This is a genomic window from Streptomyces diversicolor, assembly GCF_057537855.1.
This window is the reverse complement of sequence record NZ_BAAJXA010000039.1, coordinates 1-17,137: the sequence shown is the minus strand read 5'-3', so window position 1 is coordinate 17,137 and position 17,137 is coordinate 1. Positions and strand designations below refer to the sequence as shown.

The window sequence follows — 17,137 nt, the reverse complement described above, 5'->3', positions numbered from 1 at the left end:
GCGGCTGGTCAGCGGGGTCCACGACATGATCGAGAGATTGGCATCCGCGGACGGGAGCGGTCAAGGATCGCCCAAATCCCGAGACACGCACCTGAGCTGAGGGGAGGCGCTCGCACCTGCCTCCCCTGTGGGCGCGTCCGATTGTCAGGCCGCGGCCGGCATGGGATGTCTCGCCGAAACCGGCCTCACCTCGACGACATCACGACGACAACGTCAGTAATCGAGTCCTTCCTCCATCACCCCGACTCAGAGGTGCGCGAGGAGGCTCGGCTCGGCGGAACCCCCTCGACCCTCGTGCGCTGGACGAGTACGTGCGCTGCTTCTCCGACCCGGCAGCCATCCACACCTCCTGCGAGGACTACCGCGCCGCCGCGAGCATCGACCTCGTCCACGACGACGCGGACGCCGCCGCGGGCCGCCGCGTCACCTGTCCCCTGCTGGCACTGTGGGGCGCACACAGCTTCGTCGGCCGCACCTACGACGTCCTCGACGTCTGGCGCGCCTACGCCACCGACGTACGGGGCCAGGCGCTGCCCTGCGACCACTACGTGCCCGAAGAAGCCCCGCCCGGACCGCGACACCGCTGGACGCCTTTCTTCAGGGCCGGCGGTAACCGGGCACGGGACCGGCGTCAGCTCGGTGCCGGCTCGTTACCCGAGGTGGGAAAGCGGTCGGGGGAGAGGAATCCGACGTCGGTGTACGGAGTCTCGCCCAGCGTGAATCCGGCCAGCAGCTCACCGATGCCGGCGGCGTGCTTGAAGCCGTGGCCCGAGTCCCCGCCGGCGACCACCAGACGCGGGTCGCCGCGGGGCCGTCCGACGACGAACTGGTGGTCCGGGGTCGTGGTGATCATGCAGGGGGCTGCGCAGGCCGGTACCGGATCGACACCAGGGAACGCGTCGGCGACCCACGCGGACAGCTGGGCGATGTCCGTGTCCGGATGGATGCCGCGGTCCACCTCGTCGGGATCGGTGTCCGAGAAGTTGTGCCCCTGATCCTCCATCCCAATCTTGATGCCGAAGCCCTCCCGGCTGTCCGAGCCGTGCCCCCACAGCACCCGGCCGTCCGGGAGTTGCCGGATGAACGCCGGGAACCGTTCCAGAGCGAACCCCTCGTCCCGCGGGTCGCGGGCCCGGAACCAGAACAGGGGGACGCGGCGCGGTTGCAGGGGCAGGCCGGGGACCAGCTGTCCGAGCCAGGCCCCGGCGCTGACGACGGCCTGCCGGGCGACCACACGCGTGGTCGGTGTGTGTGCGACGACGCCGTCCGCGGTGAGTTCGAGACGGACCACCCGCGTGTCCGTATAGACCACGGCCCCCTGCTCGGACGCCGCGCGCACATGGGCGCGCACGGCCCGCTCGGGGAAACAGATCCCGGCCTCCGGGTCGAGGACCGCCTCGTCGGTGGCGCCCAGACCGGCGTACTGCGGGTAGCGGGCGATGAGTTCGTCGTGCCCCATGCGGACCACCGGCAGGCCCGCGCCGGCCGCGGCGGCGAGGGTCCCGGTGATCGGCGTCGATCCCGGTGAGCCCACGCTCAGGCATCCGCTCTGCCGCACCAGCTCCTGCCGGTAGCGGTCTTCGAGTTCGTGCCACAGGTCGCGGGTCCTGCCCGCGATCGGGGACAACCCGGGATGCTCCTGGCAGGCGACCCGGAACAGCCGGGTGACGCCGTGCGACGAGCCGAACGGGTGCCCCACCCCGAAACGATCGAGGCCCACCACATCGACCCCGCGCTCGGCCAGGCGCCACAGGGCGGCCGAGCCGAACGCGCCGAGGCCGACCACCACGACATCCGTGCGTACGGGCGCGAAGGACCCGCTCCGGACCGCCGCGGCGCTGTCGCCGGTCACAGCGCGGACGAGGCCGTCCAGGGGTTGACCCCGGCCTCGACAGCGTGCTCGTCGATCTCGGCGAGTTCCTTCTCGGTGAAGGAGAGGTTCGTCAACGCATCGAGATTGTCGCGGAGTTGCTCCACGCTGACCGCACCGACCACGGCGGTCGTGACCCGGGTGTCACGCAGCACCCAGGCGAGCGCGAGCTGTGCGAGGGTCTGGCCGCGGCGCTCGGCGATCTGGTTCAGGGCCCGCAGCTTCACCAGGTTGGCGTCGGTCAGCGCCGCCGCGGGCAGCGTGGGACGCGCGCCGCTGCGCCGCACCCCGTCGAAACCGTTCAGGTAACGGTCGGTGAGCAGGCCCTGGGCCAGCGGCGTGAACACGGCGGAGCCGATGCCGGCCTCGCCCAGTGTGTCCAGCAGTTCGGTCTCGATCCACCGGTTCAGCAGCGAGTACGAGGGCTGGTGGACCGCCAGCGGCGTGCCGAGACTCCGCGCGATGGCGATCGCCTCCTTGGTGCGCGCGGCCGAGTAGGAGGAGATACCCACATACAGGGCCTTGCCGGCCCGTACGGCGGCGTCGAGCGCCCCGATGGTCTCCTCCAGCGGGGTGTCCGGGTCGTAGCGGTGGGAGTAGAAGATGTCGACGTGGTCGACGCCGAGCCGCTCCAGGGACTCGTCCAGGCTGGTGAGCAGGTACTTGGCCGAGCCGAGGCGGCCGTAGGGGCCGGGCCACATCGGCCAGCCTGCCTTGGTGGTGATGACCAGTTCGTTGCGGTAGGGACGCAGGTCCTTGCGCAGTACCCGCCCGAAGTTCTCCTCGGCGGCGCCCGGGGGCGGGCCGTAGTTGTTGGCCAGGTCGAAGTGGGTGACACCGTGGTCGAAGGCGTAGCGGATCAGGTCCCGCTGTGTCTGGAACGCCCGGTCGTCCCCGTACCCGTACCACAGGCCGAGACTGATGGGGGGCAGCAGCAGACCGCTGCGGCCGGCGCGTCGGTACTCGACCCCGGCGGCTCGGCGCGGGTCGGCGCGGAAGACGTCGTGCGGGTCGGGGCGCTCGTCGTCGAAGGTGGCGGTGTTCGACATGGTTCTCCAAGAGGGCGTCGGGGTGGGCGGGTACGGGGTTCTCGGCCGCGCCGTGCGCTGCGGTGACGGGGTGTCCGGGGTCGGCCTCAGTCGCCTGCGGCGCGGTCCTCCTGGGCCTGGCGGACGAGGGCCGCGCCGGCGGAGGCGTACTTCCAGCCGTTCGGATCGTGGAGGGTGTGGGTACGGGCGTTGCGCCAGTGCCGGTGCAGGTTGTGCCGGTCGTCGGTGGCGCTGGAGCCCGTCCAGGTGAACAGGTCGGTGGACACCTCGACGGCGACGTCGGCGGCGAACGCCTTCGCCTGGTCCAGGACGAGGCGTGCCTCGTGGACGTCCGTGTCGTCGTCGCTGTTCCAGGCCAGGTCGACCGCGCGGGCCGCGTCCTCCAGCAGCAGCCGTGCCGCTCGGGTGCGGGCGGCGGCCACGCCGACACCGTGCTGGATCAGCGGGTCGTCCCCAGGGGTGTCGAACGGCAGCCCAGGGGAGACCCGCGCCCGAGTGGCCAGATAGGCGAGGCCGTCGTGCAGGGCGTTCTCGGCGATGCCGACGTCGATGGCGGTGTGCGCGAGCCGGCCGGCGAGCCACCAGCCGCGGCGCGCGGCGGGCTGGGTCCACGGCCTGATCACCCGGTGTGTGGCCACGGGTACGTCGTCGAACTGGGCGGTACCGCTTCCCGTGGCGCGCTGTCCCATGCCGGCCCAGTCGTCCGCGAGACGCACGCCCGGGGCGTCGCCGGGCACGAAGACGACGGTGAGTTCGTCGTCGAGGAGCGCGTAGACGGCGATCCACTGTGCGCCGAGCGCCCCGGTGGCGTAGTGCTTGGTGCCCTGCAGCCGCAGACCGTCCGCGCTCTGCACGACCCGGGTGCGGAAGTCGGCGGCCGTCTTGCCGCCCCGCTCGCTTGCGGCGTTCCCGATGCGGGCGCCGGCGAGCACCGCCGTGAACACCTCGCGCCGGAGCGTCTCGTCGCCGGCCACGAGGAGCGCGTCGAGGAACGCGAAGTGACTTTGCGGGATCTGCGCCAGGGCACCGTCCGCTGCCGCCAGGACGCGGAAGACCTCGGCGACGGTCCGCTGGTCCACGCCCGCGCCCCCGTACGCGGCGGGGATCCGGATGCCCAGCAGCCCCGACTCCGACAGCAGCCTCGCCGCCCGGTACGGGAAACGTCCCTCGCGATCGCGCTCCGAGGCGTCCGCCGCGAGTTCGTCGGCGAGGTCGTGAGCCGCCCGGACGGCCTCGGACGCCGATGCCAGGACGGGCACGGGTGGGGTACTCATGCCGACACCTCCCGGAAGGCCGCGGCGGGATGGGTGCCGGCCACCCGGTCGCCGGCACCGAGCAGCCGGTGACGGTGGCTGCCGGGCTCGTACGCGGTGCGGTAGAGGCCCCGTCGTTGCAGGATCGGCACGACGGACTCGATGAACTCGGTGAAGTCGTCGGGCGTGACGAACTCGTGCAGGTTGAAGCCGTCGACTCCGGTGGTGTCCGCTATCCGGCTGATCCCGTCGGCGATCTGCGCGGGTGTGCCGATCAGCGTCTCCGAGTACGGGCTGAGGTCGGTCAGGCGGCGGACGACGTCGTCCACCCGGTCGGGGGTCTGCTTCTCCCTGGTGAACCGGGCGGCCTCGGACTGGGAGTGCTCGCCCGGTGCGGGACTGAGCCGTTCCGTTCCGGACGCGGTGGAGAGGTCGATGCCGCTGGCGCCGCCGAAGCCGGCCAGGGCGCCTTCGACCGACTGGGAGCGCCGCACCAGGTCCGCCTTGCGCTGGGCCTCCTCCTCGGTCCGGCCGATGACCACCGACAGGTCGGTGACCACCCGCAGGTCGTCGCGCCTGCGTCCCGCGGCCTCGGCGGCGTCACGGATCGCGGTGATCGCCGCGGTCAGCGCGCCGGGATGGGTGCCGTTGACGAAGACGGCTTCGGCATGACGGCCGGCGAAGGCACGTCCCCGCTCGGATGCTCCGGCCTGGTAGATCACCGGGGTACGCTGCCGCGACGGCGGCACCAGCGAGGGGCCCTGCACGTCGAACAGCTGCCCGTGGTGGTCGATACGCCGAACCTTCGCCGGGTCGGCGTAGACAGCGTTCTCCTTGTCGTACAGCACCGCGTCGTCGAGCCAGCTGCCCTCCCAGAGCTTGTAGGAGACCTCCAGGAACTCCTCCGCCCGGGCGTAGCGCACCGCGTGCCCCGGCATCTCGGAAAGGCCGAAGTTGCGGGCGGCGTTCGGCAGATAGGACGTGACGACGTTCCAGCCGATCCGGCCACCGGTGAGGTGGTCGAGACTCGCGAAGCGGCGTGCGTGGGCGAACGGGTGCTCGTAGGTGGTGGAGACGGTGACCGCGAACCCGAGGTGCCGGGTCACCGCGGCCATGGCCGGGATGACGGTCACCGGGTCCAGCAGCGGGAAGTCGACGGCGCTGCGGATCGCGGGATCCGGGGACCGCCGGTAGATGTCGTAGACCCCGAGCACGTCCGCGAAGAACACCGCGTCGAACAGGCCCTCCTCGAACTGGCGCGCGCGGTCCAGCCAGAACGAGAGATCGGTGAAACGTTCCCGGTGACTGCGAGGGTGCGTCCAGGTGCCGTGCGCGTAGTAACCGACACCGGTCATCTCGAACGCGTTGAAGATCAGGGGGCGGTTGCGTGCCGGAATGATCTGCTCCTTGGATGTCATCGGATACCGCTGGTGGAGGACGAGGCGATGAGCCGGCGCTGGGCGAACAGCAGCAGGACCGCCGGAATGACGACGAGGACGAGGACCTCGGCGAACGCCCGCTGTGTGTGGGACGACAGGGGGCCGAAGTTCGACGCGATCGCCACACTCGCCGTGACGTTGTGGTTGTCGGAGATGATCAGGAGCGGCCACAGATAGGAGTCCCACTGCGACACGAAGAGGATCATCCCGGAACCGATCAGTGCCGGGCGGCTCAGCGGAAGGTACAGGTGCCAGAAGCGGCGCAGATGTCCCGCGCCGTCCATGTGCTGCGCCTCGGCCAGTTCGAGCGGGACGCTCAGGAACGCCTGGCGCAGGTTGAACACCGCCAGCCCGTTGCCGAGAGCCGGCAGAATCAGCGCGGGCAGTCCGTCGGACAGGCCGAAACGGGAGAAGACCGGCACCAACGGCACCGACACCGTCTCGAACGGCAGCAGAAAGCTGGCCACGATCACCACGAACAGCACCTTCGAAAGCCGGGTCCGCACCACGACGAATCCGTACGCGGCGAGGGACGACACCGCCAGCCCGCCCACGACCGTGCCGGCCGCCGCCGCGAGCGAGACACCGACCGCACGGAGGTAGCCGTCCTCGATCGCCGACCGGAAGCCCGCGAAGGAGAAGGACCGCGGTATCAGTGTGTCGAGGACCGATGTGCTGCTGAGCGCCTCCGTCGGATCCCGGAACGCGGCGACGACGAGCCACCAGACCGGGACGAGGAAGACCAGGCCGCTGAGCACGCCGAGCACGGTCAGGCCGTACCGCCGTACCCGCTTCTGCGCGAGGGCTGTCATTCCCGCTCCCCGAGCAGGGCGAACTGCGCGGCGACGGTGGCGCCGAGCAGCACCAGCAGGACCACCATCTGGGCCATCGCCTGCTGCTGGTTGGAGTAGACCGTCGCGGTGCGGACGGTGTCGAACATCAGGGTCGAGGTCGCTCCCGAGGGCCCGCCGTTCGTGAGCACCTGGATCGGGGCGTAGATCTGGAACACCCAGACGGTGTTGGCGACCAGCACGAACAGCAGCGGCCTGCGCAGCAGCGGCACGACCACGGAGAAGAACTCGCGCCATGATGACGCCCCGTCCATCCGCGCGGCCTCAAGCACCTCACGCGGGATGTCCAGCAGGCCGGCGATCAGGAAGACCATCCAGTAGCCGACACCGCCCCAGGCCGTGATCAACGCGATGGTCGGCAGGGCCTGTGCCGTGGAGCTGTAGAAGCCCTGGGCGGGCAGACCGAGCGCGTCGAGGACGTTGTTCATCACACCGGTGGGCTTCAGCGCCACGCCCCACATGACCGTCAGCCCCAGGCTGGGGATGGCGCTGGGCAGGAACGCCACCGTGCGCCAGAACCCGCGCATCGGCATCGTGCGGGTGTAGAGCCAGGCCAGGAAGAGTGATCCCACCACGATGACGGGACTAGCCAGGACGACGAACCACACCGTCACGCCGAGCACCTGCCAGAACGCCGCGCTCGTGAACAGCCGCCGGAAGTTGTCCCACCCGGCGAATGTCCACGAGGCGCTGCCGAACGGGTCGACCTTCTCCAACGACGCGACGAGCGAGTAGCCCTCGGGAGCGAGCCTGGTGAGGATCAGCAGAGCCAGGGCCGGACCGGTGAAGGCCAGCAGCACGCCGGTCCGGGCCCCGCGCCGTACCCCGGGAGTACGACGGCTCACTTGTACTTCTCCAGCGCCGCGCCGGCCGTGGCCTGCGCCGACTTCAGGGCCTTCCCGACGTCCTCACCATTGGTGATGGACAGCAGGGCCGAGGACAGCGCGGAACTCAGCTCGTTCCAGCCGACGGTGGACACCCGTTGCTTGGCGATGCCGTGGGACAGCTGGTAGTCCACGACCTTCTGGGCGTCGGTCGCCCGCGGGTCCTGGAACACCTCCTGTGCCCAGTACAGCTTCTTGCCCTTGTCGTTGGCCGGCGGCGAGCTGGTCTCGGAGTTGTACGCCGCTGCTCCGGCGCCCTTGAACACCATCGCGTTGATGAACGTCAGCGCCGCTTCGGTGTTCTTCGACCCGGTGTAGAGCCCCAGGCCCACCCCGCCGGCGTTCGAGACGGGCTGGCCGCCTGCGAACTTGGGCATCGGCGCGATCCCGTACTCCAGGTCCTTGTTCTTGTTCAGCTCGGCGATGTTCCAGTCACCGCCGATGTGGAACGCGGACTTCCCGGAGGCGAACAGGCTCGTGTAGACGCTGTTGGCGTCGCCCTGCGGGCTGACCTTGTCCTTGTAGAGGCCGGCGTACCAGCTGAACGCCTTCACCGCGGCCTCGCTGTCCAGGTTCGGGGTCAGACTGTCCGGGCCGTCGGCTCCGTAGCCGCCGCCGAGTCCTTGCGCGAGGGGCCACTGGTAGTACCAGTTGGAGATGCGCTCCCACGTGATGCCGTGTTCCGCTCTGGCCTGCTGTGCCTTCTTCGCGTCGGAGGTGATCCGTTCCCACGTCGCGGGCTTCGAGGGGTCGGACGACGGCAGCGCCACCCCGGCCTTCTGGAGCAGGTCCTTGTTGTAGAAGAGGAACGAACTGTCTGACTGCTCGGGCGCGTTGTAGAGCTTCCCGTCGACCGTCGAACCGGCGAGCGAAGCCTTGTCCAGCGCGTCGAACTCACTCTTGAACACAGGGGTGATGTCGGACAGGTAGCCGGCGGCCACGTAGCGGGCCGTCAGCGGCTGGTCGACGGTGATCACGTCGACCTTTCCGGACGTGAGACGGGACGGGAGAACGGTTTCGAAATCGGCGTACGGAATCGACTCGTACCTGATGGTGATGTTCGGGTATTCGGCCTCGAACTTCTTGATGGTCGAGCCCACGTTCACGTTCGTGTTGGCCGCGTCCAGCCATGTCACCGTGACCTTCTGGTCCGGATTTCCCAGCGCAGAGAGGGACGGCAGCGACTTCTTGGCCGATGAACCCTCGGAATCGCCTGCACAGCCGGACACAAACGCGAGACATCCCATGGCGACGACCGTCGCCGTCGCGCGAAACGTGGTCCTTGGCAGCCAAACCGACATCGAGCCTCCCTGAGATGGCGGACATGAAGTCCGGGCCGCATCGTATGCGCTGACCAGGCCGATGTCGTCACGCGGTTTCACGATCTGGAATGCGCGCCAGTCTGCCGGCAGAACCCCTTGGGAGCACTGGGGAGCGGCGATGATTGCGCGGGATTGCGCGACGCCGCTTCCGCGGATGTCGGGCGTCCTCTTTCAGGGCTGCGCCCGTCGGACGGCTGCGGCGCCGGCCGGACGGCAGGCGGGAGCGAGGTGGAGACACGCATTCCAGCCCGCGCTGGTCTCCGTCAGGCGCCCTCGGTGAATTCGAGGAAGTTCGCGCTCGCTGGAAAATATGCGTGGGACACTTCGAGGAGCAGTCCGTCGGCATCGGAAAGGCGGCGCTCGAAGCGAAAAACGGATTTCCCCTCATCGATACGAATGAGGGTGGCCAGTTGCCGGTCGCACTCGACGGCTTCCGCCGTGATGGCCACATTTCCGAGCTGGGCTCTATATTTTTCGGTGAAGTACTCGTCGAGAGGTTGACTTGCCTCCCAGCGCGGACGGCCCTGGGAATGCATTGCCGACAGCCTGGCGTGCAGATCGCTGTCGACGGCTCGGGAGAATGTGATCTCGAAGCAGAGGGCGTCGCCATGGCCCAGCAGGCGCTCGACCACCACGGTCTCGGTGGTGGCCGACTGCTCGTCGAACAGGCCCGGTGGTGCGGGGCAGGTGGTGACTTCCAGCACCGCCACCGTGGGGTCGAGGTTGCGCACGCGGAACAACTGGCCGACATCCACCCGGCTGGGACCGCGCATCACCACGGTGCCCCGGCGCGGGGCACGCTCGACCAGGCGGTCGTCGCGCAGCCGCTGCAGAGCCACACGGACCGCGTCACGCGGAGCGGAGAACGTGCGACCGAGCTGGCCCTCGTCGAGCCTTGAGCCGGAGGGGACCCGACCGTCCCGTATGCCCGAGCGCAATGCCCCATAGATGCGCTGAGTGACTGGCACTGGCGCTCCCGCCCTTCCCGAGACCCTTTTGGGTAGCCTTTTTCTGTGAAATCAAGGTATCAGGCCTGCGTGCCGCACAAGTCGCACCGCGAGAATTATGAAATTTATGTTGCAGCTTTTCGGTGCCCGCATTTTCACGGGTATGCTCAATGAAAGGGAATGCGCGCCGCGGAGTCGGCTCAGCGCAGTGCGGCCACCAGTGCGTCGCTCGCGGAGCACCACACCTGGCGGGCCTCGGCGAAGCCCTGCTCCAGCAGGGTGTCCAGATGCCAGCGGGTGGCGGTGGGCCGGTCCGGCTTCGCGCCGACAGGCCGGGGCTCGCGTGGGTCGCCCAGCAGGGCGAAGCGGCGGGCAGCCGGTTCGGCGAGTACGGGATCGTCGGCCAACCGGCTCCACCGGTCCGCCCAGTCGAGGGCGCCCTCCCGCCGCTGCCGCTCCTGGCGCTCGGTGAGCAGGGCGCTCAGAAGCCGTTGTTGTACCGATCTTGTTGGACGCCGGTTCGAGTGTGGTGACTCGGTCGCGTGATCTTCGGCTCCGGCATGCACGAAGGCGGGGCCTCCTGTCCAGCTCGGGATTGTCGAAGTCCGAACGAGCTGGCCGGGAGGCCCTTGTGCACGGCGGGGAACTGCCCGGCATGGTCGACTAGGAGCTCGCCGACCTCATCCGGCCGGGCCTGGACGTCGTCGTTCCCGGGGTGCCCTACCAGGGACACGCCGAACTGGTCGCGCACCTGGGGCCCCGACTGGCGGGCAAGGTGCTGATCAGCTGTGTCAACCCGCTCGGCTTCGACCAGCGGGGCCCCTGCGGTCTGGCCGTCGCCGACGGCCGTGCGGCCGAGAGGCGCAGCGACTCGCCCCCGAGGCGAAACTGGCCGGTGCGTTCCATCACCTGTCGGCCGTGAACCTGTGGAGCGAGGCCGAACTGCTGCACGAGGACGTGCTCGTCTGCGGCGACGACGAGCAGGCGAAAGCAGTGGCCGCGGAGCTCGCGCAGACGATCATCGGCCGGGTCGGCATCGACGCGGGGGCGCTGCGCCTGGCCCGGCACCTGGAACCGCTCACCGCCACCTGGTCAGCATCAACAGGCGGTACAAGACCCGCTCCGGTATCCGTGTCATCGGCCTGTGACACGGCCGGCGCGGTTGGGCCGCGGTCGGGCCGCCGGAAGTGTCCGGGCCGATGCGGGGATGCGCGCGGCGTGACTTCAGCGGGCGGTCAGCAGCCGGCAGGTCTCCCGTAGATGACGCAGCGCGGCCAGTCCGTCCGGCGAAGCGAACCAGCGGGTGTGGTCGGTGAAGTACGCCCGCGCCAGCGCGGTGTTGGCGGCGGAGCGCGTCACTCCGTGGAAGTAGTCCATCTCCGACAGCGCGTACTCGGCGTTGATCAGTGGCAGCAGCGCGGGCAGCGCCTCGGCCTCCGCCTCCGCCAGCGGACGGACGCCGGCGTAGCCCTCCAGCAGGGCCGTCATGTGCGCGTACTGCACCGGCACCTGTCCGCCGGGCAGGTCCAGCCAGCCGAAGACATTGCGTTCGAGGGCCACCGCAAGGTCGTGCACGGCCGTGGTCCGGTCGCTGAGGCCGAAGTCGAGCACGGTGGCGACCGTCTCCGCGCCGTCCGCGGTGTCCCACAGCAGGTTGGAGGCGTGCCAGTCGTTGTGTGTCCACAGCGGCTCCAACTCGTGCAGCAGCGGCGCGAGTTCGGCGTGCAGCGGCAGATGCCAGCGGGCCAGGTCTGCATCGAGGGGATGCGAGCTCAGTGCCTCGGCCAGGGCCGGACGCTCGGCGGTGTAGGCGCCGAGCGCGGCCTGCGGATCGGGGGCCGAGAAGATCCGGAAGGACGACACCAAGGGCTGGGCCCGGCGAGCCGGGGCGTGGTGGCCGACGGCCGCCCGGTGCAGCCGGGCGAGCGCGGCGCCCGCCTCCCGGGCGTGCCGGGTGGCGGCGAACGGTGTCCACGACAGGGCGTCCTGGTACAGGTCGGACCCGGTGCCCAAGGAGTGCACCTCGTAGGTCCACTCGCCGCGTGCCGCGCTGTCGAGGACCTCCACCACGGGGGCCCCGTGGGAGCGCAGATGGCGCAGGAACGCATGTTCCTCGGCCAGTCCGTCGAGGGTCCGCACGGAGCTGTGGTGCCGTTTGAGGAACACCCGCTGCCCGTCGTGCTCGACGACGGCCGCCGCGGACAGTGGCCGGGGGCTGTGCCAGTGCAGCCGTACCGGGCCGCCGAGCACGTCCGCCGCTTCGCCGCCGGTCAGCGGCGCCCAGTCGGGCTCGACCCGTTCGTAGCCCAGGCCGTGGGTGGCCGGCCGGGTCCCTGCTGTGGCGTCGTGGGCGTCGGTCATCGTGCGGCTCCCGCCGGGGCGGCGAGCGCAGCCAGCACCTGCTTCTCGACGGCGGCGGCCGTGACCGGGTCCAGGGCGCGGGGCCCGTCTGCGGCGGGCGACGGTCGGGGCACTTCGATGCGCGCGGTCACCGATGCGGGCCGAGGCGAGAGCACATGGACCGTATCGGCGAGCACCACCGCTTCCCGGATGTCGTGGGTGACCAGCACCACTGTCCAGCGGTACCGCTGCCACATGTCGGCCAGCCAGTGCTGCAGATCGGTGCGGGTGAGGGAGTCCAGCGCGCCGAACGGCTCGTCCAGCAGCAGCAGCGGCCGTCCGAGCACCACGGTGCGCAGCAGCGCGGCGCGCTGCCGCATGCCGCCGCTGAGCTGGGCGGGGTAGCTGTCCTGGAAGCCGTCGAGGCCGAACGCGTCGAACAGGGCGGATGCCCGGCGTCGGGCCTCCGCCCGCCGCACGCCCTGGGCCTGAAGGCCGAGCGCAGTGTTGGCGAGGATGGTGCGCCAGGGGAAGAGCAGGTCCTTCTGTGGCATGTAGGCGACCCGGCCGGAGCGGGTGCGCGGGGGCTCCCCGTCCACCAGGACCTCTCCCGCGGTGGGCCGGTCCAGTCCGGAGACGAGGTTGAGCAGGGTGCTCTTGCCGCTGCCGCTCGGACCGATCACGGCGACGAACTCGCCGGGCGCGACGGACAGGTCGATGCCGCGCAGGACTTCCAGACCGTCGTAGGTCTTGTTGACCTGCCGCAGCAGGAGTCGGGGGTCGGGGCCGGACGGGGCCGGGGCGCCGGGGGCGGTCATGGCGTCCTGCCTTTCAAGGCGTGGTGTCTGATCTGGAAGGGCCGCGAACAGGACCTGTCGGCGCTTGCGCGCCGACGCCTCGGTGTCCTGTGGGCGATGATCCGTGGCGGAGCGCGCGGTCGCACTTCACCCCCGTCACCCTCGGGGCGTGCCAGCACGAATGGGGCGTTCCGTTCGCCGGGTCGCTCGCGACCAGGGCAGGACGATGCGCTGGAGGAGGTAGGTGGCCGCGAACAGGGCGATGCTCAGGGCGGCGGTCACGGCCACGGCCGCGAAGACGAGGTCGGTGCGGAAGGCGCTCTTCTGCGCCTGCATGTAGATGCCGAGTCCGTTCTCCGCTCCGGCGTACTCGGCGAACACCGCGCCGACCACGGCATAGGTGATGCTCACGCGCAGTCCGGCGAAGAAGTAGGGCATCGCGCTGGGCACCCGTACCATGCGGAACGCGCGCAGCCGTCCGGCGCCCAGGGAGCGCAGCAGCCGAAGCGCCTCCGGGTCGGCGGAGGCGAACCCGGCGGCGAGGTTGGCGGCGAGCGGGAAGAACGTGGCGAGGGTGACCACCAGCATCTTCGGGAACAGGCCGAAGCCGAACCAGATGATGAGCAGCGGCGCGACGGCCACGATCGGGATGGTCTGGGAGGCGACCAGCAGCGGGTACAGGCCGCGCCGGGCCCAGACGGAGAAGTCCAGCAGGACCGCCACCAGCCAGGCGGCGGCGAACGACATGGCGAAGCCCGCCACGGTCTCCTGGAGCGTGGGCAGTGTGGCCTCCCACAGGTCCTGCCGGTTCTGCCAGCCCTGGGAGACCACCCGCCAGGGTCCGGGCAGGACGGTCGGGTCGACGCCGGCGGCGCTGGTGTAGGTCTGCCAGACCGCGAGCAGCACCGCGACGACCAGGACCGGTGGCAGGACGACGGACAGGCGGCGCGGGCCACGTCGGGCCCGGGGCTCGCCGGCGGCCCCGGGTCGGGGGTTCGCCGGGTCCGGCCCGGGGGCGGGCCGAGTGGACGCCGCCCGGACGGCGGGGCCGGGCGTGCCGGTGGTGGTGCCGGTCACGACTTCTCCGGAAGGTAGTCGTTGCTGAACCACGCCGAGGTGTCCGGCGTGGCGGTGAGCTTCTTGCCGCCTGCGTCGCTCAGCAGCCCGGCCTGGTACTCGAAGTCGGCGAATGCCTGCCAGCGCCGGGCGGACTGGGTGCCGAGCGAGCCGTCGGCGGCACGGTAGTAGGAGTCGGCGAGCAACTTCTCGCTCTGCTGGACCAGTTCGGTGTTGGTCAGCACGCTCATGTTCGCCTTGATGAGCAGGTCGGCGGCCTTCGAGGGGTTGTCCACGGCGTAGGCGTAGCCGCGCCCCACCGCGGCGAGGAATTTCTTTGCCGTCGTGCCGTTCGCCTTCAGGTACTGGTCGGAGGAGGCGATCAGAGTGGAGTAGATCTCGGGGAAGCCGTAGTCGGTGAGTTCGAAGTTCTTAAGGGGCTTGCCGCTGAGCTTCGCCTCCAGTCCTTCCCAGGTCGGCATCGGCATCGCGAAGTCCGCCTTGCCCGCGTACAGGGCGGAGTAGGCGGAGGTGCTGAGGGTGACCGACTTGAAGTCGCCCTTGCCGCCGGCGTTCTTGATGACGGACTGCAGCAGGGGCTTCTCGTAGGCGGCGCCGAACCCGGCGTACGTCTTGCCGTCCAGGTCCTTGGGCGAGGTGATGTCGTCGCGGCGGGCGGAGACCGCGATGGTGACGTCGGTCTTCTGCGTCACGGCGTAGACGGAGGTGATGTCCTGGCCGGCCGACCGGGCGGCGGTGATCCCCTCCTGGTAGGAGATGCCGAAGTCCGCCTTGTGGTTGGCGATGAGTGTCTCGGGCGAGGTCGAGCCGTAGGGCACGATCTTCAGGTCGATCCCGGCGTCCTTGAACCAGCCGAGCTGCTGGGCGACGTAGATGCCGGTGTGGTTGGTGTTCGGCGTCCAGTCGAGGGCGAGGGTGACCTGGGTCAGGCCCTTGGCACCGCCGTCGGAGGGTCCGGAGCCGGAGGAGCAGGCGGCGGTGGCGAGCAGGGTGGCGAGGGCGGTGGCCGCCACCGCGACGCGGGCGGTGCGGTGCGACGCGCGGGAGAGCGGGTGGGTCGGGTTCACGGGACGGGCTCGTTTCTGGCGGCGGGCGGGGGCCTGCCCGGTGCGGGCGAGGAAGGCCGGGGGGTGGCGGGCGACGCCGGGACACGGCAGGGCGTCGCGGGGCCGGCCGGACCCGGTGCTCGCGGCGGCCGGTGCCGGGTTCACGCGATGTCCTGGCCGGCCGGGACCGCGGCGGGGTCGCGCGGTTCGGCGCGGGGCAGCAGTTCGGTGGTGTACGCCGCGCGCCAGCCGTCGGCATCGGGCAGTACGCCGTGGGCGGCGAGCCAGTCGGCGTAGGGGCCCATCCGGTCCTCGGCGATGACGCCCCACCGACCGTCCGGGTCGGTCCAGGTCGGGGCCACAAGCTCCAGGGACCGGGCGATCAGCGGGCGCGGGAAGTAGGGGATGACGCGTTCCATCAGGGCCAGGGTGGCGGGCTGGTCGGCGGCGGCGGTGGCGAATCCGCGCGCAGTGACCGCGAGGAACCGGCGCACCGCGTCGGGGTCGACCCGCACCGTCTCCTCGTGCGCCCCCAGCAGATAGCTGTGGTAGCGGGGGGCGCCTATCTCGTCAACGGGCCAGGTCAGGCGGCGCTCCTCACGCAGGCCGCCGCGGAGCGCGTCCCATGACCAGTAGACGCCGAAGGTGGCGTCCGCCTCCCCGGACTCCAGCTCGTCGACGGTCAGTTCGCGGTACCCGGAGTCGACCGTCACCACGGCGTCGGGGTCACCGCCGTCCGCGGCGACAAGGTGGCGCACCATGGCCCGGCCGCGCGGTGTCGGGTTGTACGCCAGGCGCCGCCCGGCCAGGTCGCGGGGCCGCTCGATGCCACGGCCGGTGACGGTCTGCACGGCTTCCAGGGCACGGTGATTGACGGCGGCCAGCGCGACCAGCTGCTGCCCTTGGGATCGGCGCACCAGCAGCCGGTTGGGCGGGAAGACGCCGAAGTCCGCCTGGCGGCGGGCCAGATACTCCAGGGTGTCGCCGCGGCCCGGATCCTGTACGCGCAGCTCGACCTCCAGCCCGGCCTCCCGGTACCAGCCTCGGTCACGGGCCACGAAGAAGCCCGCGGAGTTGGGCCAGGGGTGGAAGTAGTCGAGCATGACACGGATGTGGGACACGTCGGCTCCGGATCGGGTGGGGGTGGGAAGGGAAGGCGGAAGCGGCACGGCGGGCGGGTCAGCCGCGCCGGTGGCGGGGGCCGACGGCAGCCGGGGCCGCACGTGTGCTCGCGCGGGGCGGCGCCCTGGTAATCGTTCCGTGTCCACAACACCCGCCCGCGGAACTGGAGTTCGGCCTCGGCAACGGCGGCGGCGGCGGAGGGGAAGAACCGCGGGGGCCGTTGAGCAGGTTCCCCTGTAGTCGGCGGGATGCACCTTGGCGGATCCGCCGCCGCAGGCCGGGCCCGGGCGGCGCCCTCCAGGGCCGAGCTGACGGTGTCCCCACCGATCCGCCCATTGCTCAGGTGGTCGAGCGTGGTCGTCTTCCGGGCGAACCCCAGAGGGCGTTGGTGGGTGGCGGAGACGGTGACCGCACATCCGGGGTGCGCGGTGGCGGCGGTCGGCGCGCCGACCAGGAGTAGCGGGTCGCCGCTGGGGGTGGCTATGCGGTCCCGCGGGGCCGCGTCGACGGAGCCCTGGTGGGCGTCGAGCGGGGCGGTCCCCATCCGGTGGGCCAGGTCACGGTACCGGTGCGCCTGGCTGTCGGGGTGGCGCCACAGGCACATCACGCTCCGCCCCACGGTCGACTGGCGCGGACCGCTGCGGGGTATCCGCCGGGGCGCGGGGCCGGCAGCGGGAGAGGACGGGCTCATGGTCATGCTCCGGGTCGACGGGAAAGCGGGCCGCGGGCGGGCGGTGAAGGGCGCACGCCCACGCGCCGTGGAGGGCCGGGAACGGGCAGCCGGACAAAGGGGCGACGGCGGGGGCCACGTGGAGCGGGCAGCCGGGGGCCTGTTACGGCTGGGCGGCCGCGCGGCGCGGCGGGAGTGCGGCGCCGGTGCGGCGTCCGCGGGTCAGCCGGCGGTACAGAAGGCGCTGGCGCAGCGCCCGAGATCGACATGGCGGCGCAGAGTGAGGCGACGGTCGCGGTCGACTGCGGCCGGGCGCAGGAGCGACGGTCCGCTCAGGAGGTTCGTGGGCATCCGTGGCTCCTCTCCGGTCGGTCCGGGACGGTCGGGGACGCACATCCGGTCCGCAGAGCGGAAGTTGATGGCGTGATAGTGCACTTTATCGGGATAACACCCGATGTGGTGGCGGCGAG

Annotated in this window: 16 protein-coding genes; 1 reads left to right on the top strand and 15 read right to left on the bottom strand. The window is 70.9% G+C overall.

What is annotated here, in order from left to right:
- Positions 1-631 precede the first annotated feature (631 nt).
- The 9 genes from solA to AC27LF_RS34765 all read right to left on the bottom strand — a co-directional run bounded on the left by solA (position 632) and on the right by AC27LF_RS34765 (position 10,181).
- The gene (gene solA, locus AC27LF_RS34805) at positions 632-1,852 is read right to left on the bottom strand and encodes an N-methyl-L-tryptophan oxidase (protein WP_479663456.1); all 1,221 of its coding nucleotides are present in this window, start codon (positions 1,850-1,852) and stop codon (positions 632-634) included.
- Positions 1,849-2,919, bottom strand: a complete 1,071-nt coding sequence (locus tag AC27LF_RS34800; RefSeq protein ID WP_479663455.1) for an aldo/keto reductase — start codon at positions 2,917-2,919, stop codon at positions 1,849-1,851. The genes solA and AC27LF_RS34800 overlap by 4 nt, the downstream gene beginning before the upstream one ends.
- An 86-nt stretch (positions 2,920-3,005) precedes the next feature.
- The gene (locus AC27LF_RS34795; RefSeq protein ID WP_479663454.1) at positions 3,006-4,193 is read right to left on the bottom strand and encodes an acyl-CoA dehydrogenase family protein; all 1,188 of its coding nucleotides are present in this window, start codon (positions 4,191-4,193) and stop codon (positions 3,006-3,008) included.
- Positions 4,190-5,590: an LLM class flavin-dependent oxidoreductase gene (locus AC27LF_RS34790; protein ID WP_479663453.1), complete on the bottom strand. Its 1,401-nt coding sequence runs from the start codon at positions 5,588-5,590 to the stop codon at positions 4,190-4,192. The genes AC27LF_RS34795 and AC27LF_RS34790 overlap by 4 nt, the downstream gene beginning before the upstream one ends.
- Positions 5,587-6,423 (bottom strand): carbohydrate ABC transporter permease, encoded by an 837-nt coding sequence (locus AC27LF_RS34785; protein WP_479663452.1) that lies wholly within the window; start codon positions 6,421-6,423, stop codon positions 5,587-5,589. The genes AC27LF_RS34790 and AC27LF_RS34785 overlap by 4 nt, the downstream gene beginning before the upstream one ends.
- A complete protein-coding gene (locus tag AC27LF_RS34780; RefSeq protein WP_479663451.1) occupies positions 6,420-7,307 on the bottom strand; it encodes a carbohydrate ABC transporter permease in 888 nt (295 codons plus the stop codon). The genes AC27LF_RS34785 and AC27LF_RS34780 overlap by 4 nt, the downstream gene beginning before the upstream one ends.
- Positions 7,304-8,482 (bottom strand): ABC transporter substrate-binding protein, encoded by a 1,179-nt coding sequence (locus AC27LF_RS34775; RefSeq protein ID WP_479663450.1) that lies wholly within the window; start codon positions 8,480-8,482, stop codon positions 7,304-7,306. Before AC27LF_RS34775 ends, AC27LF_RS34780 begins: the two co-directional genes overlap by 4 nt.
- A 449-nt stretch (positions 8,483-8,931) precedes the next feature.
- Complete coding sequence (locus AC27LF_RS34770; protein WP_479663449.1) at positions 8,932-9,636, bottom strand: GntR family transcriptional regulator; 705 nt, start codon at positions 9,634-9,636, stop codon at positions 8,932-8,934.
- 179 nt (positions 9,637-9,815) lie between these two features.
- Positions 9,816-10,181, bottom strand: coding sequence for a hypothetical protein (locus tag AC27LF_RS34765; protein ID WP_479663448.1), 366 nt, complete (start codon positions 10,179-10,181; stop codon positions 9,816-9,818).
- 149 nt (positions 10,182-10,330) lie between these two features.
- On the opposite strand from AC27LF_RS34765, the gene AC27LF_RS34760 reads away from it, so the two are divergent.
- On the top strand, positions 10,331-10,537 hold the full coding sequence (locus AC27LF_RS34760) for a hypothetical protein (protein WP_479663447.1): 207 nt from the start codon (positions 10,331-10,333) through the stop codon (positions 10,535-10,537).
- A 302-nt stretch (positions 10,538-10,839) separates the two neighbouring features.
- On the opposite strand, the gene AC27LF_RS34755 is transcribed toward AC27LF_RS34760, so the two are convergent.
- The 6 genes from AC27LF_RS34755 to AC27LF_RS34730 form a co-directional block, all read right to left on the bottom strand.
- Positions 10,840-11,976, bottom strand: coding sequence for a phosphotransferase enzyme family protein (locus AC27LF_RS34755; RefSeq protein ID WP_479663446.1), 1,137 nt, complete (start codon positions 11,974-11,976; stop codon positions 10,840-10,842).
- On the bottom strand, positions 11,973-12,773 hold the full coding sequence (locus AC27LF_RS34750; RefSeq protein WP_479663445.1) for an ABC transporter ATP-binding protein: 801 nt from the start codon (positions 12,771-12,773) through the stop codon (positions 11,973-11,975). Before AC27LF_RS34750 ends, AC27LF_RS34755 begins: the two co-directional genes overlap by 4 nt.
- A 135-nt stretch (positions 12,774-12,908) precedes the next feature.
- A complete protein-coding gene (locus AC27LF_RS34745) occupies positions 12,909-13,829 on the bottom strand; it encodes an ABC transporter permease (RefSeq protein WP_479663444.1) in 921 nt (306 codons plus the stop codon).
- Positions 13,826-15,040, bottom strand: a complete 1,215-nt coding sequence (locus tag AC27LF_RS34740; protein WP_479663443.1) for an ABC transporter substrate-binding protein — start codon at positions 15,038-15,040, stop codon at positions 13,826-13,828. The genes AC27LF_RS34745 and AC27LF_RS34740 overlap by 4 nt, the downstream gene beginning before the upstream one ends.
- Positions 15,037-15,996, bottom strand: a complete 960-nt coding sequence (locus AC27LF_RS34735; RefSeq protein WP_479663442.1) for an ABC transporter substrate-binding protein — start codon at positions 15,994-15,996, stop codon at positions 15,037-15,039. Before AC27LF_RS34735 ends, AC27LF_RS34740 begins: the two co-directional genes overlap by 4 nt.
- Positions 15,997-16,889: 893 nt before the next feature.
- Complete coding sequence (locus AC27LF_RS34730) at positions 16,890-17,018, bottom strand: hypothetical protein (RefSeq protein ID WP_479663441.1); 129 nt, start codon at positions 17,016-17,018, stop codon at positions 16,890-16,892.
- Positions 17,019-17,137 lie beyond the last annotated feature (119 nt).

Coding starts and splice junctions, on each gene's coding strand:
- AC27LF_RS34800 (WP_479663455.1), bottom strand. CDS start 2,919: ATGTCGAACACCGCCACCTTCGACGACGAGCGCCCCGACCCGCACGAC.
- AC27LF_RS34795 (WP_479663454.1), bottom strand. CDS start 4,193: ATGAGTACCCCACCCGTGCCCGTCCTGGCATCGGCGTCCGAGGCCGTC.
- AC27LF_RS34790 (WP_479663453.1), bottom strand. CDS start 5,590: ATGACATCCAAGGAGCAGATCATTCCGGCACGCAACCGCCCCCTGATC.
- AC27LF_RS34785 (WP_479663452.1), bottom strand. CDS start 6,423: ATGACAGCCCTCGCGCAGAAGCGGGTACGGCGGTACGGCCTGACCGTG.
- AC27LF_RS34755 (WP_479663446.1), bottom strand. CDS start 11,976: ATGACCGACGCCCACGACGCCACAGCAGGGACCCGGCCGGCCACCCAC.
- AC27LF_RS34750 (WP_479663445.1), bottom strand. CDS start 12,773: ATGACCGCCCCCGGCGCCCCGGCCCCGTCCGGCCCCGACCCCCGACTC.
- AC27LF_RS34730 (WP_479663441.1), bottom strand. CDS start 17,018: ATGCCCACGAACCTCCTGAGCGGACCGTCGCTCCTGCGCCCGGCCGCA.